The organism is Pseudomonas sp. ARP3 (assembly GCF_001029595.1).
Taxonomy (GTDB): Bacteria; Pseudomonadota; Gammaproteobacteria; order Pseudomonadales; family Pseudomonadaceae; genus Aquipseudomonas; species Aquipseudomonas rhodesiae.
Map to the genome: position 1 here is coordinate 20,984 of NZ_LEKF01000025.1, position 23,821 is coordinate 44,804.

The 23,821-nt window shown below is 60.9% G+C and carries 23 protein-coding genes and 1 pseudogene; 11 read left to right on the top strand and 13 right to left on the bottom strand.

The window, feature by feature from the left end:
* Window positions 1-4 precede the first annotated feature (4 nt).
* Together mupP and ABX75_RS23335 are read left to right on the top strand one after the other, a co-directional pair.
* Window positions 5-676: an N-acetylmuramic acid 6-phosphate phosphatase MupP gene (gene mupP / locus ABX75_RS23330; protein WP_034137439.1), complete on the top strand. Its 672-nt coding sequence runs from the start codon at window positions 5-7 to the stop codon at window positions 674-676.
* 186 nt (window positions 677-862) lie between these two features.
* Window positions 863-1,603 (top strand): YciK family oxidoreductase, encoded by a 741-nt coding sequence (locus tag ABX75_RS23335; RefSeq protein ID WP_034096528.1) that lies wholly within the window; start codon window positions 863-865, stop codon window positions 1,601-1,603.
* Between the two features lie 76 nt (window positions 1,604-1,679).
* Here the strand turns inward: ABX75_RS23335 and ABX75_RS23340 are convergent, their stop codons facing one another.
* From ABX75_RS23340 to ABX75_RS23365, 6 genes are read right to left on the bottom strand one after another with little or no spacing between them, the layout of a single operon-like run.
* The gene (locus tag ABX75_RS23340) at window positions 1,680-3,194 is read right to left on the bottom strand and encodes an ABC transporter substrate-binding protein (RefSeq protein WP_034137437.1); all 1,515 of its coding nucleotides are present in this window, start codon (window positions 3,192-3,194) and stop codon (window positions 1,680-1,682) included.
* A 32-nt stretch (window positions 3,195-3,226) separates the two neighbouring features.
* Window positions 3,227-4,198: an ABC transporter ATP-binding protein gene (locus ABX75_RS23345; protein ID WP_047882748.1), complete on the bottom strand. Its 972-nt coding sequence runs from the start codon at window positions 4,196-4,198 to the stop codon at window positions 3,227-3,229.
* Window positions 4,195-5,151: an ABC transporter ATP-binding protein gene (locus ABX75_RS23350; RefSeq protein WP_040266097.1), complete on the bottom strand. Its 957-nt coding sequence runs from the start codon at window positions 5,149-5,151 to the stop codon at window positions 4,195-4,197. The genes ABX75_RS23345 and ABX75_RS23350 overlap by 4 nt, the downstream gene beginning before the upstream one ends.
* Window positions 5,148-6,005: an ABC transporter permease gene (locus ABX75_RS23355; protein WP_047882749.1), complete on the bottom strand. Its 858-nt coding sequence runs from the start codon at window positions 6,003-6,005 to the stop codon at window positions 5,148-5,150. The genes ABX75_RS23350 and ABX75_RS23355 overlap by 4 nt, the downstream gene beginning before the upstream one ends.
* Window positions 6,002-6,949 carry an ABC transporter permease gene (locus ABX75_RS23360; protein WP_034096523.1) on the bottom strand — a complete coding sequence of 316 codons (948 nt, stop codon included), beginning with the start codon at window positions 6,947-6,949 and terminating at the stop codon, window positions 6,002-6,004. The genes ABX75_RS23355 and ABX75_RS23360 overlap by 4 nt, the downstream gene beginning before the upstream one ends.
* A gap of 3 nt (window positions 6,950-6,952) precedes the next feature.
* Complete coding sequence (locus ABX75_RS23365; protein WP_034096522.1) at window positions 6,953-7,840, bottom strand: proline iminopeptidase-family hydrolase; 888 nt, start codon at window positions 7,838-7,840, stop codon at window positions 6,953-6,955.
* 183 nt (window positions 7,841-8,023) lie between these two features.
* On the opposite strand from ABX75_RS23365, the gene ABX75_RS23370 reads away from it, so the two are divergent.
* Both ABX75_RS23370 and ABX75_RS23375 read left to right on the top strand, forming a co-directional pair.
* A complete protein-coding gene (locus tag ABX75_RS23370; protein ID WP_034112490.1) occupies window positions 8,024-8,788 on the top strand; it encodes a LuxR family transcriptional regulator in 765 nt (254 codons plus the stop codon).
* Between the two features lie 95 nt (window positions 8,789-8,883).
* Window positions 8,884-9,816 carry a proline iminopeptidase-family hydrolase gene (locus tag ABX75_RS23375; RefSeq protein WP_034096520.1) on the top strand — a complete coding sequence of 311 codons (933 nt, stop codon included), beginning with the start codon at window positions 8,884-8,886 and terminating at the stop codon, window positions 9,814-9,816.
* 36 nt (window positions 9,817-9,852) lie between these two features.
* Here ABX75_RS23375 and ABX75_RS23380 read toward each other — a convergent pair whose 3' ends face one another.
* Complete coding sequence (locus ABX75_RS23380; protein WP_034096519.1) at window positions 9,853-11,355, bottom strand: nucleobase:cation symporter-2 family protein; 1,503 nt, start codon at window positions 11,353-11,355, stop codon at window positions 9,853-9,855.
* 159 nt (window positions 11,356-11,514) lie between these two features.
* Between ABX75_RS23380 and ABX75_RS23385 the strand changes: the two genes are divergently transcribed.
* Window positions 11,515-12,348 (top strand): nucleoside-binding outer membrane protein, encoded by an 834-nt coding sequence (locus ABX75_RS23385; RefSeq protein ID WP_034137430.1) that lies wholly within the window; start codon window positions 11,515-11,517, stop codon window positions 12,346-12,348.
* A 228-nt stretch (window positions 12,349-12,576) separates the two neighbouring features.
* Here the strand turns inward: ABX75_RS23385 and punC are convergent, their stop codons facing one another.
* The gene (gene punC / locus ABX75_RS23390) at window positions 12,577-13,761 is read right to left on the bottom strand and encodes a purine nucleoside transporter PunC (protein WP_034096517.1); all 1,185 of its coding nucleotides are present in this window, start codon (window positions 13,759-13,761) and stop codon (window positions 12,577-12,579) included.
* Between the two features lie 122 nt (window positions 13,762-13,883).
* Between punC and punR the strand changes: the two genes are divergently transcribed.
* A complete protein-coding gene (gene punR, locus ABX75_RS23395) occupies window positions 13,884-14,807 on the top strand; it encodes a DNA-binding transcriptional activator PunR (protein WP_034096516.1) in 924 nt (307 codons plus the stop codon).
* Here the strand turns inward: punR and ABX75_RS23400 are convergent.
* A complete protein-coding gene (locus ABX75_RS23400) occupies window positions 14,779-15,957 on the bottom strand; it encodes an aspartate aminotransferase family protein (protein WP_047882750.1) in 1,179 nt (392 codons plus the stop codon). The two genes, punR and ABX75_RS23400, sit on opposite strands and share 29 nt — an antisense overlap.
* Before the next feature lie 102 nt (window positions 15,958-16,059).
* Between ABX75_RS23400 and ABX75_RS23405 the strand changes: the two genes are divergently transcribed.
* Window positions 16,060-16,965 carry a LysR family transcriptional regulator gene (locus ABX75_RS23405; RefSeq protein ID WP_034112485.1) on the top strand — a complete coding sequence of 302 codons (906 nt, stop codon included), beginning with the start codon at window positions 16,060-16,062 and terminating at the stop codon, window positions 16,963-16,965.
* On the opposite strand, the gene ABX75_RS23410 is transcribed toward ABX75_RS23405, so the two are convergent.
* Together ABX75_RS23410 and fabV are read right to left on the bottom strand one after the other, a co-directional pair.
* Window positions 16,962-17,585 (bottom strand): HAD family phosphatase, encoded by a 624-nt coding sequence (locus ABX75_RS23410; RefSeq protein ID WP_034137426.1) that lies wholly within the window; start codon window positions 17,583-17,585, stop codon window positions 16,962-16,964. The genes ABX75_RS23405 and ABX75_RS23410 overlap by 4 nt on opposite strands.
* Before the next feature lie 208 nt (window positions 17,586-17,793).
* Window positions 17,794-18,990, bottom strand: coding sequence for an enoyl-ACP reductase FabV (gene fabV / locus ABX75_RS23415; RefSeq protein ID WP_034096512.1), 1,197 nt, complete (start codon window positions 18,988-18,990; stop codon window positions 17,794-17,796).
* A gap of 307 nt (window positions 18,991-19,297) precedes the next feature.
* Between fabV and ABX75_RS23420 the strand changes: the two are divergent.
* The 4 genes and pseudogenes from ABX75_RS23420 to ABX75_RS23435 all read left to right on the top strand — a co-directional run bounded on the left by ABX75_RS23420 (window position 19,298) and on the right by ABX75_RS23435 (window position 22,455).
* A pseudogene (locus ABX75_RS23420) lies at window positions 19,298-20,121 on the top strand (aspartyl/asparaginyl beta-hydroxylase domain-containing protein).
* Window positions 20,122-20,268: 147 nt separating this feature from the next.
* The gene (ppnN, locus tag ABX75_RS23425; RefSeq protein WP_034096510.1) at window positions 20,269-21,642 is read left to right on the top strand and encodes a nucleotide 5'-monophosphate nucleosidase PpnN; all 1,374 of its coding nucleotides are present in this window, start codon (window positions 20,269-20,271) and stop codon (window positions 21,640-21,642) included.
* 163 nt (window positions 21,643-21,805) lie between these two features.
* Entirely contained in the window at window positions 21,806-22,063 is a 258-nt protein-coding gene (locus ABX75_RS23430) for an AbrB/MazE/SpoVT family DNA-binding domain-containing protein (RefSeq protein WP_034096509.1), read from the top strand.
* Window positions 22,060-22,455 carry a PIN domain-containing protein gene (locus tag ABX75_RS23435; RefSeq protein ID WP_047882751.1) on the top strand — a complete coding sequence of 132 codons (396 nt, stop codon included), beginning with the start codon at window positions 22,060-22,062 and terminating at the stop codon, window positions 22,453-22,455. The genes ABX75_RS23430 and ABX75_RS23435 overlap by 4 nt, the downstream gene beginning before the upstream one ends.
* Window positions 22,456-22,462: 7 nt before the next feature.
* Here the strand turns inward: ABX75_RS23435 and ABX75_RS23440 are convergent, their stop codons facing one another.
* Both ABX75_RS23440 and ABX75_RS23445 read right to left on the bottom strand, forming a co-directional pair.
* On the bottom strand, window positions 22,463-22,792 hold the full coding sequence (locus ABX75_RS23440) for a YXWGXW repeat-containing protein (RefSeq protein WP_034096507.1): 330 nt from the start codon (window positions 22,790-22,792) through the stop codon (window positions 22,463-22,465).
* 132 nt (window positions 22,793-22,924) lie between these two features.
* Complete coding sequence (locus tag ABX75_RS23445) at window positions 22,925-23,818, bottom strand: DMT family transporter (protein WP_053060107.1); 894 nt, start codon at window positions 23,816-23,818, stop codon at window positions 22,925-22,927.
* Window positions 23,819-23,821: the final 3 nt, after the last annotated feature.

The following is a 23,821-nucleotide window of genomic DNA, read 5'->3' on the forward strand; positions in this document are numbered from 1 at the left end:
GCCTGTGAAGTTGCGAGCGGTTCTCTTCGATATGGACGGCACCCTGCTGGACACGGCGCCGGACTTTATCGCCATCTGCCAGGCCATGCGCGCCGACCGAGGCCTGGCGCCGATCAACGACCAACACATCCGCGATGAGATCTCTGGCGGCGCGCGGGCGATGGTCGCGGTGACGTTCTCAATGGACCCCGAGTCCCCAGGCTTCGAGGAACTGCGCCAAGAGTTTCTCGAACGCTACCTCAAGGGCTGCGCGATCCATAGCAAGCTGTTCGACGGCATGGGCGAGCTGCTGGCGGACATCGAAAAGGCCAACCTGATCTGGGGCGTGGTCACCAACAAGCCGGTGCGCTTTGCCGAGCCGATCATGCAGCAGCTGGGCTTGGCCGAGCGTTCGGCATTGCTGATCTGCCCGGACCATGTGAAGAACAGCAAACCGGACCCCGAGCCGCTGATTCTGGCGTGCAAGATGCTCGACCTCGACCCGGCCAGCGTGCTGTTCGTGGGTGACGACCTGCGTGACATCGAGTCCGGCCGCGACGCCGGCACGCGCACAGCCGCGGTCACCTATGGCTATATCCACCCGGACGACAACCCGCGCCACTGGGGCGCGGATGTGGTGGTGGATCACCCGCTGGAACTGCGCAAGGTGCTGGATAACGCGCTATGCAGTTGCTGATGGCTCATCGATCCAGCTGACCGATGAAGATCCCCTGTGGGAGGGGGCTTGCCCCCGATTGCAGTGTGTCAGTCACTGCATTTGTTGACTGATCCACCGTTATCGGGGGCAAGCCCCCTCCCACAAGGGATCTCCACCGGTCTCAAGTTTTGTGCTGAAACATGTTGAATTCTGTCGAGGCTATTTATGTTTGATTACTCCGCACGTCCAGAACTGCTCAAAGGCCGCGTCATCCTGGTGACCGGTGCCGGTCGCGGGATTGGCGCGGCAGCGGCGAAAACCTATGCCGCCCATGGCGCCACCGTGCTCTTGCTGGGCAAGACCGAAGCCAACCTGGCCCAGGTGTATGACGAAATCGAAGCCGCTGGCCACCCGCAACCGGTGGTGATTCCGTTTAACCTGGAGACCGCCCTGCCCCATCAATACGATGAATTGGCGGCGATGATCGAGAAGGAATTCGGCCACCTCGACGGCCTGCTGCACAACGCCTCGATCATCGGCCCACGCACGCCGATCGAACAGTTGTCCGGCGAGAACTTCATGCGGGTGATGCATGTGAACGTCAATGCGATGTTTATGCTGACCAGCACTTTGCTGCCGCTGCTCAAGCTGTCCCAGGATGCATCGGTGGTGTTTACGTCCAGCAGCGTCGGGCGCAAAGGCCGGGCGTACTGGGGCGCGTATGGCGTATCGAAGTTCGCCACCGAAGGCTTGATGCAGACCCTGGCCGACGAACTGGAGGATGTGGCGGCGGTGCGGGCCAACAGCATCAACCCAGGCGGCACCCGCACCAGCATGCGTGCCCAGGCTTATCCGGGGGAAAACCCGATGGAAAGGCCCGCGCCGGAAGAGATTATGCCGGTGTACCTGTACTTGATGGGTCCGGATAGCGCGGGCGTGAATGGGCAGGCATTCGATGCCCAGTAACCACTGACACAACTGGAACAAAATGTGGGAGGGGGCTTGCCCCCTCCCACATTTGCATTGCGCGGTTCCCTGATTATTAGTTTTTCACCACTTCCTCAAGTGTGAAGCGACCCAGCGGGTTCTGCAGGAAGTTGCTTATGTTCTTACGTGAGATGTTGATGTAAGGGCTGTAGTACAAGTCGATCCAGTTCACATCCTGTTTCGCCAGTTTCTGCAGTTCCACATACATCTGCTCGCGCTTGGCCGGGTCGGCTTCGATGCGGGCTGCGGCTACCAGGTCCTTGACCTTATCGTTCTTGTAACGGGTCATGTAGTTCTGGTTGGTGTCGTGCCCCAGCACGAAGGTGGTTTTCTGGTCCGGGTCGAGGATGTCGTTGGTCCAGTACATCACAGAAATATCGTACTCACCGTCCACCAGCATCTGCCAGCTCTGGGTGGGGTCGACCTTCTGCAGGTTGGCGGTCACGCCGACCTTGGCCAACTGGTCCTTGATGATCACCGCGATCTGCTCGTCGGCTTCGTTGCCGGCATTGACCACATAGTTAAGCTTCAAGTCTTTGGCGCCGGCCTGCTCCAGCAGCTTTTTGGCGGCGGTAGGGTCGTAGGGGCGTTGCAGGTTGTTGGCGTAGTGGTACAGCGAGCCTTTTGGGATGTAGGAATAGGCCACGGTGCCTTGTCCGTACGTGACGGTTTTGACCAGCGATTGCTTATCGATGGCCATGTCCAGCGCCTGGCGCACTTCCGGCTTGGCCAGCAGGCCGTGGGCATGGTTGATCAGCAGGTGATCTTCGCGGGTGGATGGGTCGGCGTGAACCACCACGTTTTTGTCTTTCTTCAGTTCTTCAACCCGGGAGAATGGCACGAAGATCGCGGTATCGAGTTCGTTGTTCTGCACCATGCGCATACGGGTGTTGTCGTCGGTCACCGAGACCCACTCCACGCCGTCCAGGCTGACGTTTTTAGCTTGCCAGAAGTTCGGGTTCTTCTTGAGGATCACCCGATCGCCCTTGCGCCACTCTTCCACAGTGAACGCACCCGACGTCACCGGATTTTCTGAGTAGGCGTCTTCGCCCATGGAGGTCATGGCTTTTTCCGACAGGATCGACACCGTCGGCGAAGCGAGCTGGGACAGGAAGGCCACCGCCGGGGTCTTGAGGGTGACGACCAGGGTTTTCGGGTCGGCGGCTTTCGCAGTGTCGATCAGGCTGAACGGGTCACTCCACAACGAGGCTTTGTTGTCGCGGATGCGCAACAGGCTGAAGGCGGCGTCGGCGGCGGTGATCGGCGAACCATCGGAGAATTTCGCGTCGCGCAGGGTGAAGGTGTAAGTCAGGCCGTCCTTGGAAATGTCCCAGCGTTCAGCCAGGCCCGGTTCCATCTTGGTGCCCAGGTTATCCACGCGCACCAGGGTGTCGTAGACATTGGCGAACACCCAGGTATCGCGGTTCTGCGCACTTTTGATCGGGTCAAAGGTGGTGCTGTCTTCACGGCAACCAATGGTGAGCACACCGGCGGCCTGGGCGAAACCGGCGGTCAGCGACCAGGCGGTCAGCGTGGCGGCGGCGAGTAACTTCAAGTGGCGGGATTGCATGTCATAACTCCTTGTTCATGAATGGCAGAGGGTTAAAGCAAAGGCGTTTCAAGCACGCAACTGTACCGATGCTCGTGCAGGTGATGGGTAGGCGGCAACGCCACGGAACACATTGCCCGCGCATGCCGGCAACGGGGGTGGAAGGCGCAGCCGGTCGGCAAATTCAGTGGGCTTGGCGGCTCGCCCGGCAGGGGTTCGGCCGGCAATGGCCGCTGCGGGTCGATCTCGGGAATCGCCTGGATCAACGCCGCCGTATACGGATGACGCGGCGCACTGAACACCGCTTCCACCGGCCCTTCTTCGACGATCTTGCCCAGATACATCACCGCCACGCGGTCGCACAGGCGCCGCACGATGGCTAGGTCATGGGCGATAAACAGGATCGCCAGGTTCATACGCTGTTGCAGTTCCAGCAGCAGGTTGATGATCTGGCCTTGGATCGACACATCCAGCGCCGCCACGCATTCATCGGCGACGATCAAACGCGGCTCCACCGCTAGCGCGCGGGCGATGCCGACCCGTTGGCATTGACCGCCGCTGAGAGCACCGGGTTTGCGCGTAGCCAGTTCAGGTCGCAGACCCACCAGGTCGAGCAGTTCATTGACCCGCGCCGGAATCTGCGACGCGGCGACCTTGCGCTGCACCCGCAACACTTCGGCCAGGGTCTCGCCAATGCTGTGCCGTGGATTGAGCGCGGCGTACGGGTCTTGGAAGATCATTGCGGTTTCATGGCGCAGGCGCGTGATGTCGACGGCGCTGGCGTGGGCCATGTCGACACCATCGAACACCACCTGCCCGGCGCTGATGGGGTTGAGGTGCAGAATCGCCCGGCCCAGGGTGCTCTTGCCGCTGCCCGACTCGCCCACCAGGCCCAGGGTTTCGCCGGCCGCCAGGTTCAGCGACACACCGTTCACCGCCCTCACCCACTGCTTGTTCAGCCCGAACACGCCGCTGCCGGACGCCGCGAAGCGGACTTCCAGGTCCTTGATCTGCAACAGGCTCATGGGCGGTCTCCCAAGGGGTAGTGGCACGCCACCCGCGCGCCATGGGGCAACTGTTCGGTGCATAACGCGCCCACTTGCGGGCACCGCGGGCTGAAGCGGCAGCCGGCGGGCAATGCGTCGAGCAACGGCGGCTGGCCGGGGATGGTACGCAGCAAGGCGTGGCCACTGCTGTGGGCCGGCTGGCAGTCGATCAGGCCGGCGGTGTACGGATGCTGTGGATGCGCCAGCACCTCGTACTTGCTGGCGTGCTCGCACAAACGCCCGGCATACATCACTGCGATGGAGTCGCAGGTTTGCGCCACCACGCCGAGGTCGTGGGTGATCATGATGATCGACAGGCCGCGCCGGTCGCGCAGGTCCAGCAGCAGACGCAGAATCTGCGCCTGCACGGTCACGTCCAGGGCGGTGGTCGGTTCGTCGGCGATCAGCACCTTGGGGTTGCAGCCCAGTGCCACGGCGATCATCGCGCGCTGGCGCATGCCGCCGGAGAATTCGTGGGGGTAATTGTCGACGCGGGCCTGCGGATCGGGAATGCCGACCTGCCGCAGCACCTCGACGGCCTGACGACGCGCGTCCTTTTTCGACGCGCCCTGATGCAACCGAATGCCCTCGGCGATCTGCTCACCGATGCGCATCAATGGGTCCAGGTGGCTGCTGGGGTTCTGGAAAATCATGCCCAACTGCCCGCCGCGCACCGCGCGCATGTCGGCCTCGCCCATGGCCAGCAGGTCCTGACCGGCCAGGCGCACCGCGCCGCCCTGCACGCGCAGGTTGGGCGATGGCAACAGGCGGATCAGGCCGCGACAGGCCATGGTCTTGCCCGAACCGCTTTCGCCCACCAGGCCGAGAATCTCGCCTTCGGCCAGGTCGAACGAGACACGGTCCACCAGGGTCACGTCATGCCCGGCGTTGTTGGCGATCACGCTCAGGTCGCGTACCTGCAACAGGCTCATGAGCGGTCCCCCAGGATCTGCGCCACACCGTCGGCCAGCAGGCTGAAGCCCATGGCAAGGGTCACGATGGCCAGGCCGGGAAAAGTGCAGATCCACCACGCCGTGGTGATAAACGCCTGGCCTTCGGCAACCATAGTGCCCCACTCGGCTGTCGGCGGTTGCACCCCCAGGCCCAGGTAGCTCACGGCTGCGCCATTGAGCAGCACCAGCACCGCGTCGGACATGGAAAACACAATCGAGCCGAACATCGCATTGGGCAGCAGGTGCCGAAACAGGATGCGCCCGTGGCCAAAGCCCAGGCTCTTGGCGGCCAAGGCGAAGTCGCTTTCCTTGAGCACCAGGATCTGCGAGCGGATCAACCGCGCGTAAGACACCCAACCCACCAGCGCCATGGCGATATAGAAGCTCTTCAGGCCCGGACCGAGGATCGCCATGATCGCCAGCATCAACACCAGGAACGGGAACGCCAGAATCACATCGATCACGCGCATGCACACGCTGTCGAAACGACCGCCGATATAGCCCGAGACCGCACCGATAAACGTACCGATGAGAAACGGGAAGATCACTCCGACCACCGCCAATTGCAGATCAATACGCGCGCCCCAGACCACACGCGAAAGAATGTCTCGACCGTAGTTATCCGTGCCAAATGGATGGGCCAGACTGGGCGCCAACAGGCTCAGATCGGTATTCTGCGCAATCGGATCGTACGGCGCGATCCACGGCGCAAACAGCGCCAAGCCAAGCCACACGCCTAAAACCAGCAGGCCCCACGCGGCCGTCAACCGGCCATTGCGCAAACCGAATCGTAGCCGCAGGCGCCACGGGGCAATCAGGGGGCGGCTACTCATTGCATTTTTACCCGTGGGTCGAGGGCGACGGTTACCAGGTCGGCGACGAAATTGACCAGCACGGTAGCGCACGCCAGCACCATTGCCACGCCCTGCACTACCATGTAATCGCGGGTAAAGATGCCGCGCACCAGCAACTGGCCGATGCCGGGAATGGCGAACAGGCTTTCGATGACCACCGTGCCGCTGATCAGCCAGCCAATGTTGACCGCCAGCAAGTTGACCGCAGGTACTAGGGAGTTGGGCAACACATGCCGACGAAACACCGCCGCCTCCGACAGCCCACGCGCCCGGGCGGCGGTGACGTGGTCGGCCTGCAGCTCCATCAACATGCTCGCACGCAGGTTGCGCACCAGCACTGCCGACAACGCCAGGGCGATGGTCAAGCACGGCAACACCATGTGGTGCGCCTTGTCCAGCCAGGTACGGCCGTAGCCGGAGACCGGGAACAGCCCCCATTGCACGCTGAGCAGTAGGATCAGCATCAAGCCCAGCCAGAACGCCGGCATGCCCAGGCCGACTGTGGTGAAGACACGAATCAGATTATCCGCCCAGCCGCCCTTATGCCGCGCGGCCACGCTGGCCAGCGGCAGCGCGATCAGCAGCGCCAGCAATACGCTGCCGAGCACCAGCATCAGGGTCGGTTCGATCCGGGTCACGATCAGTTTCAGCGCATCGACCTTGTATAACAGCGACTGGCCGAGATCGCCCTTGAGCAGGTTCTTCAGGAAGTAGAAATATTGCAGCCACAGCGGCTGGTCGAGGCCGTACTGGGCGCGGATTTTCAACAGCGCATCGGGTGTGCTGCGCGAACCCAGCAGCGCCCGCGCCGGATCGCCGGGAATCGAGCGCACCAGCACGAACGTGATCACGCTGATGCCAAACAGCACCGGCAGCAGTTGCAGCGGCCGGTACAGCACGAAACGGTAACGCGCCAGGTTCATCCGTCAGCCTCGATGGCGAGCGAGAAAGTCCAACAGCACCGGGAAGTATGCCTGGGGTTCTTCGTAAAACGGCATATGGCTACTGTTGGGGAAGACATGCAATTCGGCGTGCCGGGCCGCCATTTTCATGCGCATGGCGCAGGCCGGCGTGAGTTCGTCGTGCTGCCCGGTGGTGATCAGCATGGGCATCGTGAAGTCGGCCATTTCAGGGATGCGGTTCCAATCCTTGAGGTTGCCGACGTAGAGAAACTCGTTGGGGCCCTGCATGGTTTCATAAGGCCCCATATTCCAGTCGCCGAGGGAGCGCTTGACCGGCTCGGGCCATTCGTCCAGACGGCACACATGGCGATAGTTGAGCAAGGTGATCGCGGCCTGATACTGCGGGTGGTCGAGGGTGCCCATGGCTTCGTGGCGTTGCATCATGGCCACGGTTTCGCTGCCCAGGGCACCGCGCAGGCGCTCCAGTTCCTGGGACAGGTGCGGGATATCGCCGACGGTGTTTTCCAGGATCAGGCTTTTGAGCGCGTCGGGATAATGAATGGCGTATTCGATGCCCAGCCAGCCGCCCCAGGAATGGCCAAGCAGATGCACGCGGCCCAGGCCCAGGGCCTGGCGCACGGTTTCGACTTCTTCGACATAACGGCGGATTTCCCACAGGGAAACATCGGTCGGTCTGGCTGATGCCCCCGTGCCGAGCTGGTCGAATGCGACCACTCGCAGGTTATGCTCCTTGAGCCAGCCATGGGCGTCGCGCAAGTAGTCACACGGCAGGCCGGGGCCGCCATTGAGGCACAACAGCACCTCATCGCCCTGGCCAAAGCTGTAGACCACGAGGTTATGGCCATCGACTTGCACGTTGTACCGCTGGTCGGGGGCAATTTCACGCCACATGCATACATTCCTTGTGTTGTATCGGCCTGGCAGGTAGCGGCCGTTTATCAGGCCAACACTACCGAGGATGCCGTGCGTCCATAACCTAGTATTTCTTATAGGTTTGGCCTGGCAGTCCTTCGCCGGGGCGTGGCATTCTACTTGGCGCAAGTCGAGATTCAAATGAAAACGGGAGCAGAACGGATGCTGACCAAGCTAACTGCATTCAACGACCGTCTGATGCCGGGCAGGAGCCTGGATGAACAGATGGACAACACTTTCATCCTCGCCCGGCAACTGGGCTTCGACGCCTTGGTGTATGACTACACACCGGTGCCGATGGACCAAAACGGCGCGTTGATCACCCCTTCGGTGCTGGAACTGCGCAACACCCCGCAGGACTGGCACGCCTTATGGTGCAGCGAAGGCTTCTATCAGATCGATCCAGTGCAGCACCTGGCGCTGAGCACAGTGTCGCCGTTTGTGTGGTCCTACGACGTCAAAGCCGATACCCCGCTTAAAAAGGTCATGGACCCCTGCCATGCGCCAGTGTCTTCCTACCTGCACGACCAGCAACTGACCTGCGGGGTCAGTGTGCCGATCCATTTGCCCCGAGGCGGTTTTGCCTCACTGACCGGCCTGCGCGTCGGCAAGACCCGCACGGTGCTGCAGGATGCGCAACACACCCTGGCGGATTTCAGCTTGATCACCCATGCCTTGCAGGAAGCGGCCTACCCGCTGTTCGGCAAAGAACTGCGCAGCTACCCGCATATCCGCCTGACCAAACGCGAACGCGAGTGCCTCAAATGGGCCGCCGAAGGCCTGACCGCGGCGGAAATCGCCACCCAGTTGAGCCGTTCACTGGCCGTGGTGACCCTGCACCTGGCCTCGGCGATGCACAAACTGGGGGCCAAGAATCGCGTACAGGCCGTGGTGCGCGCTACCCATTACCGCCTGCTGGAAGACTGATCCACCGATAAAACCTAGCTGTTTTGCTAGTTACCTAAATGTGCGCGGCGGCTTATCGTGACCCTGATCCTTTTTTTCAAAGAGCAGGGTACGAAATGGAATTCATCGAAAAAATCCGCGAAGGGTATGCGGCGTTCGGCGCCTACCAGACCTGGTACCGCGTCACCGGCGACCTGAACAGCGGCCGCACGCCGCTGGTGATCATCCACGGTGGCCCCGGCTGCACCCATGACTACGTCGACGCCTTCAAGGACGTCGCGGCCAGTGGGCATGCCGTGATCCATTACGATCAACTCGGCAACGGCCGCTCCACCCATTTGCCCGATAAAGATCCGTCCTTCTGGACGGTCGAACTGTTCCTCGCCGAGCTGAACAACCTGCTGGACCACCTGCAGATCAGCGATAACTACGCGATCCTGGGTCAGTCCTGGGGCGGCATGCTTGGCAGCGAACACGCGATCCTGCAGCCGAAGGGCTTGCGCGCGTTTATCCCGGCCAACTCGCCGACCTGCATGCGTACCTGGGTCAGCGAAGCCAATCGCCTGCGCAAACTGCTGCCTGAAGGCGTGCACGAAACCCTGCTTAAACACGAAGCCGCAGGCACCTACCAAGACCCGGAATACCTCGCCGCGTCGCGGATCTTCTATGACCAGCATGTGTGCCGGGTCAACCCATGGCCGGAAGAAGTGGCCCGCACCTTTGCCCAGGTCGATTCGGACCCTACGGTGTACCACGCCATGAGCGGCCCCACCGAGTTCCACGTCATCGGCAGCCTGAAGGATTGGAAATCGATTGGCCGTTTGTCGAAGATCAACGTACCAACCCTGGTGATCTCCGGCCGCCACGACGAGGCCACACCGCTGGTGGTCAAGCCGTTCCTGGATGAGATCGCCGATGTGCGCTGGGCGCTGTTTGAGGACTCCAGCCACATGCCCCATGTGGAAGAACGCCAAGCGTGCATGGGGACTGTGGTGAAGTTTTTGGATGAGGCGTGCGCAGTACCGCACGCAACACTCAAGGCAGGTTGAGTTGAGTGTGGGAGCAAGCGGGCTTGCTCCCCCCCTTCACACCTCGGAAGTCTCAGGCTTTGATGGCTGCCTTGCCGGTTCAGCCATCAGCGGAATCTCTTTGCCCTCGGCATCAAACAGCTTGCCGCCCCTGAAGTAATCCCCATCCCGCAGCGCCGCCACATCGTGGAAGCACAGGCTGCGTTCTGTCCCCGCGACAAACACCGACTGCTGGTCCGAGTTGCCGGCGGTGAAATGGTTGAACGCCAGGTTCAGCAGGATCGCCATGATCGCCGACGAACTGATGCCGGAATGGAAAATGGTCGCGAACCAGCTGGGGAAGTGATCGTAGAAGCTCGGTGCGGCGATGGGGATCATGCCGAAGCCAATGGAAGTGGCGACGATGATCAGGTTCATGTTGTTGCGGTAATCCACCTTGGACAAGGTGCGAATCCCACTGGCTGCCACCGTGCCAAACAGCACGATCCCGGCTCCACCCAGCACCGACGTCGGCACCGCAGCAATCACCCGCCCCATAAACGGCAGCAATCCGAGAATCACCAGGAATAGCCCGCCGGTGGCCACTACGAAGCGGCTTTTCACCCCGGTGACCGCCACCAGGCCGACGTTCTGGGCAAAAGCGCTTTGGGTAAACGAACCGAAAATCGGCGCGAACATGCTCGACAGCATATCGGCGCGCAGGCCGTTGCCCAGGCGTTTGGAATCGACCTTGGTGTCGATGATTTCACCCACGGCCAGGATGTCCGCCGAGGTTTCCACCAGGGTCACCATCACCACGATGCACATCGAAATAATCGCGGCGATGTGAAAGGTCGGCATGCCGAAATGGAACGGCGTGGGGAAGCCGAACATCGGCCCTTGGGCGACGCCCGAGAAGTCGGCCATGCCCAGCAGCACCGCGATCAGCGTGCCGATCACCATCGCCAGCAGGATCGATAAACGCGAAATAGTGGCGCTGCCGATTTTGCTCAGAAGCAATACCAGCACCAGGGTCAACGCCGCCAGACCGATATTGGACATGCTGCCGAAATCCGCCGCGCGGCTGTTGCCACCCATGGCCCAGCGCGCCGCGACGGGCATCAGGGTCAGGCCGATGGTGGTGATGACAATACCGGTGACCAATGGCGGAAAGAACTTGGTAATCCGCGAGAACACCGGCGTGATCAGCAGCCCGATCAAGGACGCGGCCATCACCGCCCCCAGGATCGCCGGTATACCGCCCGCTCCGTCACTGCCAACGATCGCCACCATGGTGGCCACACCGGCGAACGACACGCCTTGCACCAGTGGCAACTGACAACCGAAAAATGGCAGGCCAAGGGTTTGCAGCAGAGTCGCCAAGCCACCGGCAAACAACGACGCAGCGATCAGCAGGCCGATATCCGCCGGCGATAAGCCGGCCGCCTGGCCGACGATCAACGGGACGGCAACGATGCCGCCGTACATGGTGAGTACGTGCTGCAGGCCGTAAGCCATATTGGCTGCGACGCCTAGATTTTCATCTTCTGGCCGCTGCGGTGACGCCTTCGGGGTAGTCATGGTGAGGGGTTCTCTGTTTTTGTTGTGGGGCCACTGTATGCAATCATAAGACTGGATGTCCATAGAGTTGTATACAATCACTCAGACAAGATACCCTCCGCCGGCGTTACAAAAACCATTCGGCCGTGATGAGCCGCAACGCCAAAGGACACAAAAACAATGAAAAAGGCATTACAGGGCGCTACCGTCGCACTCACTCTGCTGGGCGGCGGGGAGGCTGTCGCGGTGGAGTGGATGAACAACAGCGTAGGGTTTCGCTACGGCCAGCAGTTCACCAACCCGAACAACCCCGATGAATTCAGCAAGCGTATCTACAGCTTCACCCACGCCAGCGGCTACCGGTACGGCAGCAACTTCCTCAACCTGGATGTGTTTCTGTCCGACAGCCGCGACCCGCGCAAGGGCACCGATCACGGCGGCAGCGAGGTGTACGCGGTGTACCGGCACCAGCTCTATGCGTCGCGGGTATTCGACAGGCCGCTGGGCACGGGTGCGATCAAGGATTACGCCCTGACCCTGGGCTTCGACGCTAACCGAAATAACAACTTCGCCTCCGCGAAGAAACGCGCGCTGGTGATCGGCCCGACCGTGAAATTCAATACTGTCGGCGTATTGGACTTGAGCCTGCTGTATTACAAGGAGCGCAACCACACTGGCATTCCCGGCGCCCAGGAATCCGACCACACCTTCGACGACACCTACATGCTTAACCTGACGTGGATGCGCCCGTTCGAGATCGCCAACCATGGGGCGAAATTCCAAGGGTTCATCAATTACGTCGGGGCTAAAGGCGAGGACTACCACGGCCGCGACACCGCCGCCGAAGCGCTGATGCGCACCGCGTTGATGGTGGCCGTGCGACCGGGCAAGAGCGTCAAACCGAACCTGTACCTGGGCGTGGGTTACGAGTACTGGCATAACAAATTCGGCGTGGACGGCGGCCGCGGCAGCCGCACCTCCACGCCGACCGTGAATATGGAAATCACCTTTTAATCACGGGTGCTGCTGTGAGTCGGACACACCGCATTCGCAGCCATTAGGGCCGCTGCGCAGCCCAGCGCAGGGCAAGCCTGCTCACCACTGGGAAGCAGCCCCCCGCAAATTGTGGTGAGCGGGCTTGCCCCGCGCTGGGGCGCGAAGCGGCCCTGTCTCCAGACACTGCGGTGTGCCAGGCATAAACAGTTTGCAGGCTTTGGGGCAGCCGCTGCGCAGGATCCTCTTTCAGTTCAGCTCTGTCATCAGCTCGGCGCGATTGGCCTTCGGCCGGGCCAGCCAATATCCCAACACTGCCAACGGCGCGGTCGCCAGCATCACGATCACGGTGATCAATAGCGGATGTTCGAGCATCGATGACACCAGCAGGCTGCTCACAAAGCACAAGCCCAGTTGCAGGGTGTTTTGCAGCGCTGCGGCCTTGCCGGAATTTTCCGCAAAGGGCATCAGCGCATTCGCCACCACGATGGGGTAACTGGCACCGTTGCACAACGCCATCAGGCAGAACGGAATTAGCAAGGTGGTCAGGGTCGGCACGGTCAACGTGGCAACCAGGTACAGCGCGCCCATGCTCACGCAGTAGGCCAGCAACAACCACGGCAGCAACGTTTTGCCCGGCAGATGCTGCAAGGCGCTGCGACAGCTGTAGCCGCCGATCAGGAACGCCAAGGTCGGCAGTACATAACTCAAACCGATATCGTTAGGGCTGTAGCCCATGCCGCCGAGGATAAAGGGAGAGGCCGTCAGCCAGGCGAAGAAACTGGCCGAGCACGCGGCAAAGATCATCACATTGCCGCTGAACACCCGCGATTTAAGCAACTGCCCATAACCCATACGTGCCGACGCCTGTGTCAGCCGTTTCGGCACGCTGCGCAGGAACAAGGTGGGCACCAGCAGCACCAGCGACACACCCAACAGCACGCCGAAGATTGCCTGCCAGCCCAGATGATTCAACACCACCGCTCCCAACAACGGCGCCAAAGCCGGCGACAGCGACATCAACGGCATGATGCTGGCAAATACCCGGTGGGCCTTATCGGCGGGGTAGCGATCGATCACCAGTGCCTGCCAACTCACGGCGGCGGAACACACCCCAACCGCTTGGATAAAGCGCAGGGCCAGCAGTTGCGCAGCGCTGTCGACCCAGAACATCCCGACGCAGCCCAGCACAAACAGGCTCAGGCCCGCGAGCAGGATTGGCTTGCGTCCTAGCCGGTCGGACAGCGGCCCCCAAATCAACTGCCCCAGCGCAAAACCTGCGAGGAATACGCTCAAGCTCGCGCCAACCGCGCTCGCGCTGATCTGCAAGTGCTCGCCCATGGCGCCGAACGCCGGCAAGTACATGTCCATGGCGAGATAACCGAGCATGCTCAGGCCCGCTAGATACCCGGTGAAACCAAACGAATTTTTCATTGAAGCCTTGCTGACATTGCCATCAAACTATTTGCTGACTAGCGCCCATTATGAAGCTGATAAATTCTGTGTGAAGCGATAATAATTGGGCACTCTTATCAATATTTTTGAAGGCAATAGCCATGTGGTCCGAATATTCTCTGGACGTAGTAGACGCAGTGGCTCGCCATGGCAGTTTCAGCGCCGCCGCTCAGGAATTGCACCGGGTACCGTCAGCCATCAGCTATACGGTGCGTCAGTTGGAAGAATGGCTGGCGGTGCCGTTGTTCGTGCGACGTCACCGTGACGTGGAACTGACCCCCGCCGGCCGCCTGTTTATCGACGAAGCCCGGGGGGTGATGAAGAAAATGCTCGGCACGCGGCGCTTGTGCCAGCAGGTGGCCAATGGCTGGAGCGGCCAGTTGAAGGTGGCAGTGGACTCCATCGTCAAGCCCCAACGCTGCCGGCAACTGGTGCTGGATTTCTATCGACAGTTCCCTGAGGTGGAATTGCTGTTGGAATACGAGGTGTACAACGGCGTATGGGATGCCCTGGCCGACGAGCGCACCGACATTGTGATCGGCGCCACCAGCGCGGTGCCGGTGGCCAGCCACTTTACCTTCCGCGACATGGGCCTGTTGAACTGGCTGTGCGTGGTCAGCGCAGAACACCCGCTGGCAAGGGCCGAAGGCTTGCTCAACGACGACCAGCTGCGCCCCTTCGCTTCGCTGTGCATGACCGATACCTCGCGCAACCTGCCCAAGCGCGATACCTGGACCCTGGACAATCAACGACGCCTGGTCGTGCCCAACTGGGCGTCCGCCATCGATTGCCTGCGCGACGGCCTGTGTGTCGGCATGGCGCCGGCACATCAAGTGACGCCGTGGATCGAACGCGGCGAGCTGGTAGCGCTGCGACTCACCCGCCCCTTCCCCGCCAGCCCGTCCTGCGTGGCCTGGGCGCAGAACAAGCTGTCCCCGGCCATGGCGTGGTTACTGGAATACCTGGGCGACACCGAAACCCTCAACCAAGAATGGCTCAATGGCCCTGATCCAATAACCGGCTAATGGCCCGCACGATCATCTCGACTTCCTTGCCGTCCAGGGTCAGCGGCGGCAGCAGGCGGATGATCTTGCCCCGCGTCACATTGATCAGCAGCCCATGTTCCTGGGCGGCGCGATGGGCCAGGTCGCGATACGGGTTGGCCAGTTCGATGCCGATCATCAAGCCCTGCCCGCGAATCGCCAGCACCTGGGGGTGTTCCGCCAGCTCCACGCGCAGCCGCGCCAGCAAGCGTTCGCCCTGTTGCGCGGCGTTGTGCAGCAAGCCCTGCTCTTCGATGATGTCCAGCACCGTGCAGCCCACCCGGCAAGCCAGCGGGTTACCGCCAAAAGTGCTGCCATGACTGCCCGGCGTGAACAAGCGCGCCACACCGGCCCGCGCCAGGCAAGCTCCGATCGGCACGCCATTGCCAAGGCCCTTGGCCAAGGTCATCACGTCCGGCACGATGCCTTCATGCTGGAACGCGAACCACGCACCGGTGCGACCGATGCCGGTCTGGATCTCATCGAGCATCATCAGCCAACCGTGGGCGGTGCAATGATCGCGCAGGCCACGCAAATAGCCGGGCGGCGCGGGCAGTACGCCACTTTCGCCCTGGATCGGCTCCAGCAACACAGCCGCGATACGTGCGCCGTGGGTCCGGGTGATCGCCTCAATGGCGGCCAAGTCACCGAACCGGACCTTGAGAAAATTCCCCGGCAAGCGCTGAAACCCAAGGCGTACCGACGGCCCGTCACTGGCCGCCATGGTGCCCAGGGTGCGCCCGTGGAAAGCGTTCTCCATCACCACGATCAACGGCTCTTCGATATCCTTTTTCCAGCCGTGCAAGCGCGCCAGTTTGAGCGCGGTTTCGTTGGCTTCGGCACCGGAATTGTTGAAGAACGCGCAATCCAGGCCGGACAGCTGCGCAAGACGCTGGGCCAGGCGTTTTTGCCAGTCGATGCTGTAGAGGTTGGAGGTGTGCAACAACAGACCGGCCTGCTCGCTGATGGCCGCCACCAGACGCGGGTGGGAATGCCCGATATTGGTCACCGCCACACCCGCCACCGCATCGAGGTACTCGCGACCCTGCTGGTCCCACAGACGCGTGCCCAGGCCACGGGCGAAGCTCAGGGCCAAGGGTTGGTAGGTGGTCATCAGGCAGGCGGCGGTCATGGTGCGGGCTCCAAGTCATCAGGTTGATGGTCTCAGTATCGTTAGCCACCTGAGCTGGATAAACTGCGCATTTGTGCAATGACTTTAAATCAGGACTTGATAATGGATCTGTTCCAAGCAATGTCGGTGTACGTAAAAGTGGTGGAGACCGGCAGCATGACAGCGGCGGCCCACGCCTGCGGCATGTCGACCACGATGGTCGGCAACCACCTGCGAGCCCTGGAACAGCGCCTGGGAGTCAGCCTGCTCAAGCGCACCACGCGCAAGCAGAGCCTTACGGAGTTCGGCGGCCAGTATTACCAACGCTGTCTGGAGGTGCTGGGGCTGGTGGCCGACTCCGAACAATTGGCCGAACAGGCCCACAGCGACGTGCCTAGAGGCACCTTGCGCATCACCGCCCCACCCGCCTTCGGCACCGAGCGCCTGGCGCCGGCGTTGAGCGAATTCTCCCAACGTTATCCGCAGATCAAGCTCTATGTGGTGCTCAGCAACCAGCGCATGGACCTGGTCGACAGTGGCTTCGACGTGGCGATCCGCTTGGGCGAGTTGGAACCGTCGAGCCTGATCGCCCGGCCCATGCAGGACTACACCATCACCCTCTGCGCTTCGCCGAGCTACCTGGCGCGACGCGGCACGCCGACCAAGCCCGAAGACCTGCAACTCCACGACTGCCTGGCATTCGCCTATCCGTCCACCGACGACTGGCGCAACGCCGACAAGCTCTGGCGTATGACGGGAGCGGACGGCGAAGTGGAAATCCCGGTGTCCGGATCGTTGACCATCAATAGCTCACAAGCCCTGCGCCAAGCGGCGGTACAGGGCATGGGCATCGTGATGCTGCCCGATGCGCTGGTCCAACCCGATCTGCACAGCGGCAACCTTGTGGCGTTGCTGACCGACTATCAATTGCCCAGCCGCCCCATGCATGTGCTGTATGGCCAGGATCGTTATCGCCTGCCCAAATTGCGAGCGTTTGTCGATTTTGTGATGGAGAAATGGGCGCGCTAGAAGCCCACGCCCAATTCACGCAACCGTGCCGATGTCTGCTCGGCCGATACATGATGAATGCCCTGCCAACCCAAAGCGCTGGCGGCTTCGGCGTTGTCGGCCACGTCATCGATGAACACCACTTCGCTCGGCTGGATATCGGCCAGATGGGCACGCACCTGCGCGAGGCTGGCGTGGTAGATCGCCGGGTCGGGCTTGATCAGTTTCACTTCGCCAGACACGACGATGTCACGCAAGCACTGCAGGAACGGGTAGTGTTTACGAGCATAGGGGAAGGTTTCGGCAGACCAGTTGGTGAGCCCGAACAACGGCATGTTTGCGGTGTGCAAGGCCTGGAGAATCGCCACGCCTTCAGGCAAAGGGCCGCGCAGCATTTCGTGCCAGCGGTCGTAATAGGCCGTGATCAGGTATCTATGCTGGGGGTGTTGATCGATCAGGATTTGCGTGGCTTCGGCCAGCGGCCGCCCCGCATCCTGTTCGGTATTCCAGGCCTGGGTGCAGATGTTATCCAGGAACCACTGCCGTTCGTGATCGTCGGCAATCAGTTTGCGGTAGAGGTGATGCGGGCTCCAATCGAAGAGAACACCGCCGAAATCAAAAACTACTGCACGAATCGTCATCAGATCCTCCGTTGGCTTGGCTTGATAGCGGGAGGAGTCTGGCAGATTTGAAGGGAGGGAACGGCGCGCTGAAGCGTAAGAAACCTCTGAAACGCACACAAATCAAAGTGGGAGGGGGCTTGCCCCCGACGGCGGTAGCTCAGCTACAGCTGAGCTGTCTGACGCGACGCCATCGGGGCAAGCCCCCTCCAACATTTTTAACCGCGCTTTAGGCTTGAATCAGACCGTTGATCTTCACCGTCGGGTTCACGTCAGCCTCGTAGTCCACACCCTCGACTTCAAAGCCGAACAAGCGCAGGAATTCCGCCTTGTAGCCGGCAAAATCGCTGATCTCGTCGACGTTTTCATCGGTCACCTGGTTCCACAGCGCCGCCACGGCGTCCTGGACTTTCGGCTCCAGCTCAGCCAGGTCGGCACGCAGGCGGCCGTCGGTGTCGAGCTTCGGTGCCTTGCCGTACAGGCTGTCCTTGAACAGGCCGTAGACCTGCTCGATGCAACCTTCGTGGGTGCCCTGCTCTTTCATCACTTTAAACAGCAACGACAGGTACAGCGGCATGATCGGAATCGCAGAGCTGGCCTGGGTGACCACCGCCTTGAGTACCGACACGCGGGCGTCGCCTTTCAATGCCGCGAGGTTTTCACGCAGGGTCAGGACTTTCTTGTCCAGGTCTTTCTTGGCTTCGCCGATGGAGCCGTTCCAGTAGATGTCCTGGGTCAGCTTTTCGCCGAGGTAGGTGAACGCGGTGGTCTTGGCGCCTTCGGCCAGTACATCTGCGTCACGCAGGGCGTCGATCCACAGTTGCCAGTCTTCGCCACCCATGACCTTCACGGTGCCGTCGATTTCTTCCTGGGTCGCCGGCTCCAGGGTGGTGTCGACCACTACGCCCTTGTCGGTGTTGATACCACGCAGGGTCACGGCCTTGCCGATCGGCTTGAGCGTGGAGTTGTAGACTTCACCGGTCTTCGGGTCGGTACGGCGTGGCGCGGCCAGGCTGTAGACCACCAGGTCGATCTTGCCCAGGTCTTTCTTGATGGTGTCGATGGTCAGGCGCTTGATCTCGTCGGAGAACGCGTCGCCGTTGATGCTCTTGGCGTACAGGCCTTTTTCGACGGCAAACTTCTCGAACGCGGCGCTGTTGTACCAGCCGGCGGAACTCAGCTTGCCTTCTTCGCCTTCTTTCTCAAAAAACACGCCCAGGGTATCGGCGCCGCAGCCAAACGCGGCACTGATGCGCGCGGCCAGGCCGTAGCCGGTGGAGGCACCGAGAACCAGCACCTTCTTCGGGCCGCCTTCGATGGTTCCGTGTTGAGTCACGTAGTCGATCTGCTCTTTGACGTTCGCCTCACAGCCAACAGGGTGGGCGGTCACACAGATGAAGCCACGAACCCGCGGTTTGATGATCATAAAATTTCTGCCTCTTCCAAGGTGCCGAAGGCCAGTGGTAGCCATTCAACTTCAATCGTACCGGTCTATGACGTCCAAAAAACCGAAGCGTCACGATAGTCGCAAATCTTGCGTTTACAAAATCCAATGCACGGGACCCTGCGGGGTTAAAAACTGTGTAAAGCCTTCACAATTTCGCACTATTTAAAATGCCGACGGGGCGGCAAACGCCTTATGATGACGCAAATGTTTCAACATGTTTCAAAACCACCACTCGCGGCCACGGATACGGACCTGTCGAATGGCGTCCTGCTGGAGCTTGAGTGTGATGAATAAGGCTGCGTTGCGTAAAAAAGCGGTGTCTGTTGCCTGGGTCATCGGCGTATTGCTGTTTATGGGAGTGTTTCCCATGACCACCGTGGTCTTTCTAAGCCTGGTGCTGGTCTGCGGGATCTACGATTTCCTGCGCAACGGCTTGTACGATGCGCCCACCATCAAAAAGTATTTTATCGGCAGCGGCCGCAACACTTGGTTGCTGGCGCCGTTCAACACCCTGTTCGACCTGTTGAGTTCGCGCAATCGCCATGTGTATACGATGCGTGACTTGCCGCCTGCCTGGCGCGAGGAGCTGCAACAGGTGATCGACGATGCCATGGCCCACAAGGATGAAATCATCGGCTATCTGGATGAGCGCATGGCCGAGAAGAAACGCGGCATGTTGTTTTTCCAATGGTACGGTCGGCCGATCGAAACCACGCTGAATATTCCAACACTGCGGCAAAAGCTGCCGTTCGTAAAAACCATCGGCGTGTCGGTATTCAACGAGAACCGCTCCACGTCTTTTCACTTTGGCCCGCTGCGCATGATGTTCCGCGTGCTCTACAACATGGCACCGGCGCCCCATCACGATGGCGTGTATATCCAGGTGGGCGAGCACAAGCACTACTGGCATGACGATCCGCTGTTTATCTTCGATGACACCCTGATGCACGCGTCCTTCAACAAAAACGACGCCAAGCGCTACTGCCTGTTATCGACATTGTGCGGCCGACCCCGCTGCCGGCGGTGCTTAACGCCGTGATCGCCGGGTTTGCCGCCATGGTCTTTACCCTGCGTCGGGTTTTCTACAAAAACTGGAAGCTGATCGAGTAAGTTCTGCGGCATGATGGTGCTGGACGGTGTTTGCGCTCGGCCGTGTGGCTGAGGTAAAAACCGTCTCGTGCGACCGTGATCGGCGCCCACCTTTCTCAAGCCATCGCCCCCAAGGGGATGCGGTGGCTGCGCTTTCAAGGAATCAGAATGCCCCAACGTCAAGTCATCAATGCCTCCGTCAGCCCCAAGGGCAGCCTCGAAACCCTCTCCCAACGCGAAGTCCAGCAACTGAGCGAAGCCGGTACCGGCAGCATCTACACCCTGTTCCGCCAATGCGCCCTGGCGATCCTCAATACCGGCGCGCATATCGATAACGCCAAGACCATCCTCGACGCCTACAAAGACTTTGAAGTGCGCATCCACCAGCAGGACCGTGGCGTGCGCTTGGAATTGCTCAATGCCCCGGCCGACGCCTTCGTCGATGGCGAAATGATCGCCAGCACCCGCGAGATGCTGTTCAGCGCCCTGCGCGACATCGTCTACACCGAGAACGAGCTGGACAGCCAGCGCATCGACCTGAGCAACTCCCAGGGCATCACCGACTATGTGTTCCATCTGCTGCGCAACGCACGCACGCTGCGTCCGGGCGTGGAACCGAAGATCGTGGTGTGCTGGGGCGGTCACTCGATCAATACCGAAGAATACAAATACACCAAGAAAGTCGGGCACGAACTCGGCCTGCGCAGCCTGGACGTGTGCACCGGTTGTGGCCCAGGCGTGATGAAAGGCCCGATGAAGGGCGCGACCATTTCCCACGCCAAGCAGCGCATCACCGGCGGGCGTTACCTGGGCCTGACCGAGCCGGGCATCATCGCCGCCGAAGCGCCGAACCCGATCGTCAATGAACTGGTGATCCTGCCGGACATCGAAAAACGCCTGGAAGCCTTCGTGCGCGTGGGCCACGGCATCATCATCTTCCCAGGCGGCGCCGGCACCGCTGAAGAATTTCTGTACCTGCTGGGCATCCTGATGCACCCGGATAACCGCGATGTGCCGTTCCCGGTGATCCTCACCGGGCCACAACAGGCCGCGCCGTATCTGCAACAACTGCACGCGTTCGTCGGCGCCACCCTTGGCGAAGCGGCGCAGGCGCACTACCAAATCATCATCGACGACCCGGCCGAAGTGGCCCGCCAGATGAACGCCGGCCTCAAGGAGGTGAAGCAGTTCCGCCGCGAGCGCAACGACGCCTTCCACTTCAACTGGCTGCTGAAGATTGACGAAGGCTTCCAGCGCCCGTTCGATCCGACCCACGAGAACATGGCCAGCCTGCAACTGAGTCACGCCCTGCCGCCTCACGAACTGGCGGCGAACCTGCGTCGCGCGTTCTCCGGGATCGTGGCGGGCAACGTGAAGGACAAGGGCATCCGCCTGATCGAAGAAAATGGGCCGTACGAGATCCATGGCGATCCGGCGATCATGAAACCGCTGGATGAACTGTTGAAGGCATTCGTGGCCCAGCACCGCATGAAACTGCCCGGCGGCGCGGCGTATGTGCCGTGTTATCGCGTGGTGCAGTAAGCGCGTTCATAGTTTGTATTGCTTTGGCGCCGGATCGGGCGTGCGAGCGTTAAAAGTTCGGACTAGGTTTTGACCTACCCCACTTTTAACTTGAGCCGAACACGCTATGGACCAACGGACCTTGTCCTCCATCATTCCTTACCTTAGGGTAAGGAATACCCCGATGGAGCTCTTTGCTATGGCCACCGCCACCCTCACCTCTAAAGGACAAATCACGATCCCCGTACAAGTCCGTACCGCCCTTGGCCTGGAAACCGGCGACCGCGTGGAATTCGTCGAGATGGAAGACGGCCGGTTTTCAATCGTTGCAGCGAGTAAAACCGTTCGCGATCTGAAGGGACTGATCCCAATGCCAGCCAAAGCGGTCTCGCTCGATGACATGAACCAGGCTATCGCTGCGCAGGGAGCTAAAGCTCGATGATCGGGCTGGATACCAATGTCTTAGTGCGCTACATCACCCAGGACGACCCGGTTCAGTCCGCTCAGGCGTCCGAATTGATCGAATCCCTCACTACAGTGTCTCCAGGGTTTGTCAGCCTGGTGTCGGTAGTGGAACTGGTGTGGGTCCTGCAGAGCTGCTACGCCTGCGCCAAGCGTGACGTGGTCAGCGTGCTGGAAACCCTGCTGCGCACCCGCGAGTTAACCCTGGAACATGCCGAAGTCATCTGGCAGGCGCTACGCAAGTTCAGCGCCGGCAAGGCCGATTTCGCCGACTGCCTGATCGAGCGGTGCGCCCATGGGGCCGGCTGTGAATACACCGCGACCTTTGACGCTAATGCCGCCAAGGCAGCCGGCATGAAGCGCCTGGGCTGAGCCGGGCTCAACGCACCCAGCCACCAATCTGCCAGTGAAAGCCATCACTGCGCTGCACCCAATGCGGATGCACATAGCGATAGCCTTCGCGCACTGGCTCCCAGTGGCCATGGACCGCCACGTAGCGACCGCCCTCCCAACGCCAATAACCGCGAGACCAGATATAGCCATAACGTGCTGGCGGTTCGACTTCGACCACTTGCACCGGCGGCGGCTGCGGCGCCACCACCTCGACATATTCCCGTTGCACCGGTCGGCGCTCATGCACCACACGCTCTTGCACACACCCGGACGCAGCCACGACCACCGCCGCCAATGCCGCATAACGTAGCAACATACAAACCCCTCGGGCGTAAGCGCCCAACACCTGCCACTGTCAAAAATCCCCCCGTTGCCGCAGCCATGCTCCTGCGTGGCCATGGACAATTTGTAACAGGCGATATCTGTCGGCTTGCTGAAGCTGAGGGCATCACGATGTGCAGGCGACGGTCGGTCGCTTGAGTCGAACCAGAATCAGACCGGCGACAACCACCGCAATGCCGGCATAGGTGGAGGCGAGAATCGCATCGCCAAACATCAACGCCGCCCACACCAAGGTCACTGGCGGCTCAAGGTAAACCAGCACTGCCACATGGGTCGCGGTCATGAACCGCAGCAGCATCCAAAGACTCAAGTAGGCAATGAAGGTCGAGAACACCGTCAGCCAGACAATCGAGATCAGTACCTCAGGCTCACGGGGAATGCTCAGGGTGTCGGTATACAACACCGCAGCGGTAAACCCGATCAGCGTCAGCAGCGATTGGATAAACAGCGGCAAGACCAGGCCCGTGCTGTGTTGTTGCGCCGAACGGCGCTCATACAGGGTTGCCAGGGTCAGCCCCAACGCCGACACCAGCGGTAACAGATACATGACCAGGCCGACACTTTGCCCGCTGCTGCCGTATTGCCCCGAGATGACGATCGACACGCCGACAAACCCGATCAGCAACCCCAGCCACTGCCATCCACCACTGCGCTCCCCAGCGTTGCCCGTTGACAGCGCCGCCGTCATCAACGGCTGCAAGGCCGCGATAATGGCCGCGATCCCCGGCGGCAACCCGTTCTGGATCGCCACGTAAACGCAACTCAAGTAGAGAAACTGCGAGAGAAACCCGATCACCGCGTGATGGCGTATCTGCGCCCAGGAAACCTTGAGCAAATGCACATTTAAGAACACGCCCAGGCACAGCGAGACCAACAGAAATCGCCAGAACAGCAGGTTGAATGCACCGGCACTCTGCGCGCCTAATTTGGCGCCGATAAAGCCCGAACTCCAGGACAGGACAAACACCGCCTGCAGGAGCAGCAGCTTCACATAACCCATGCC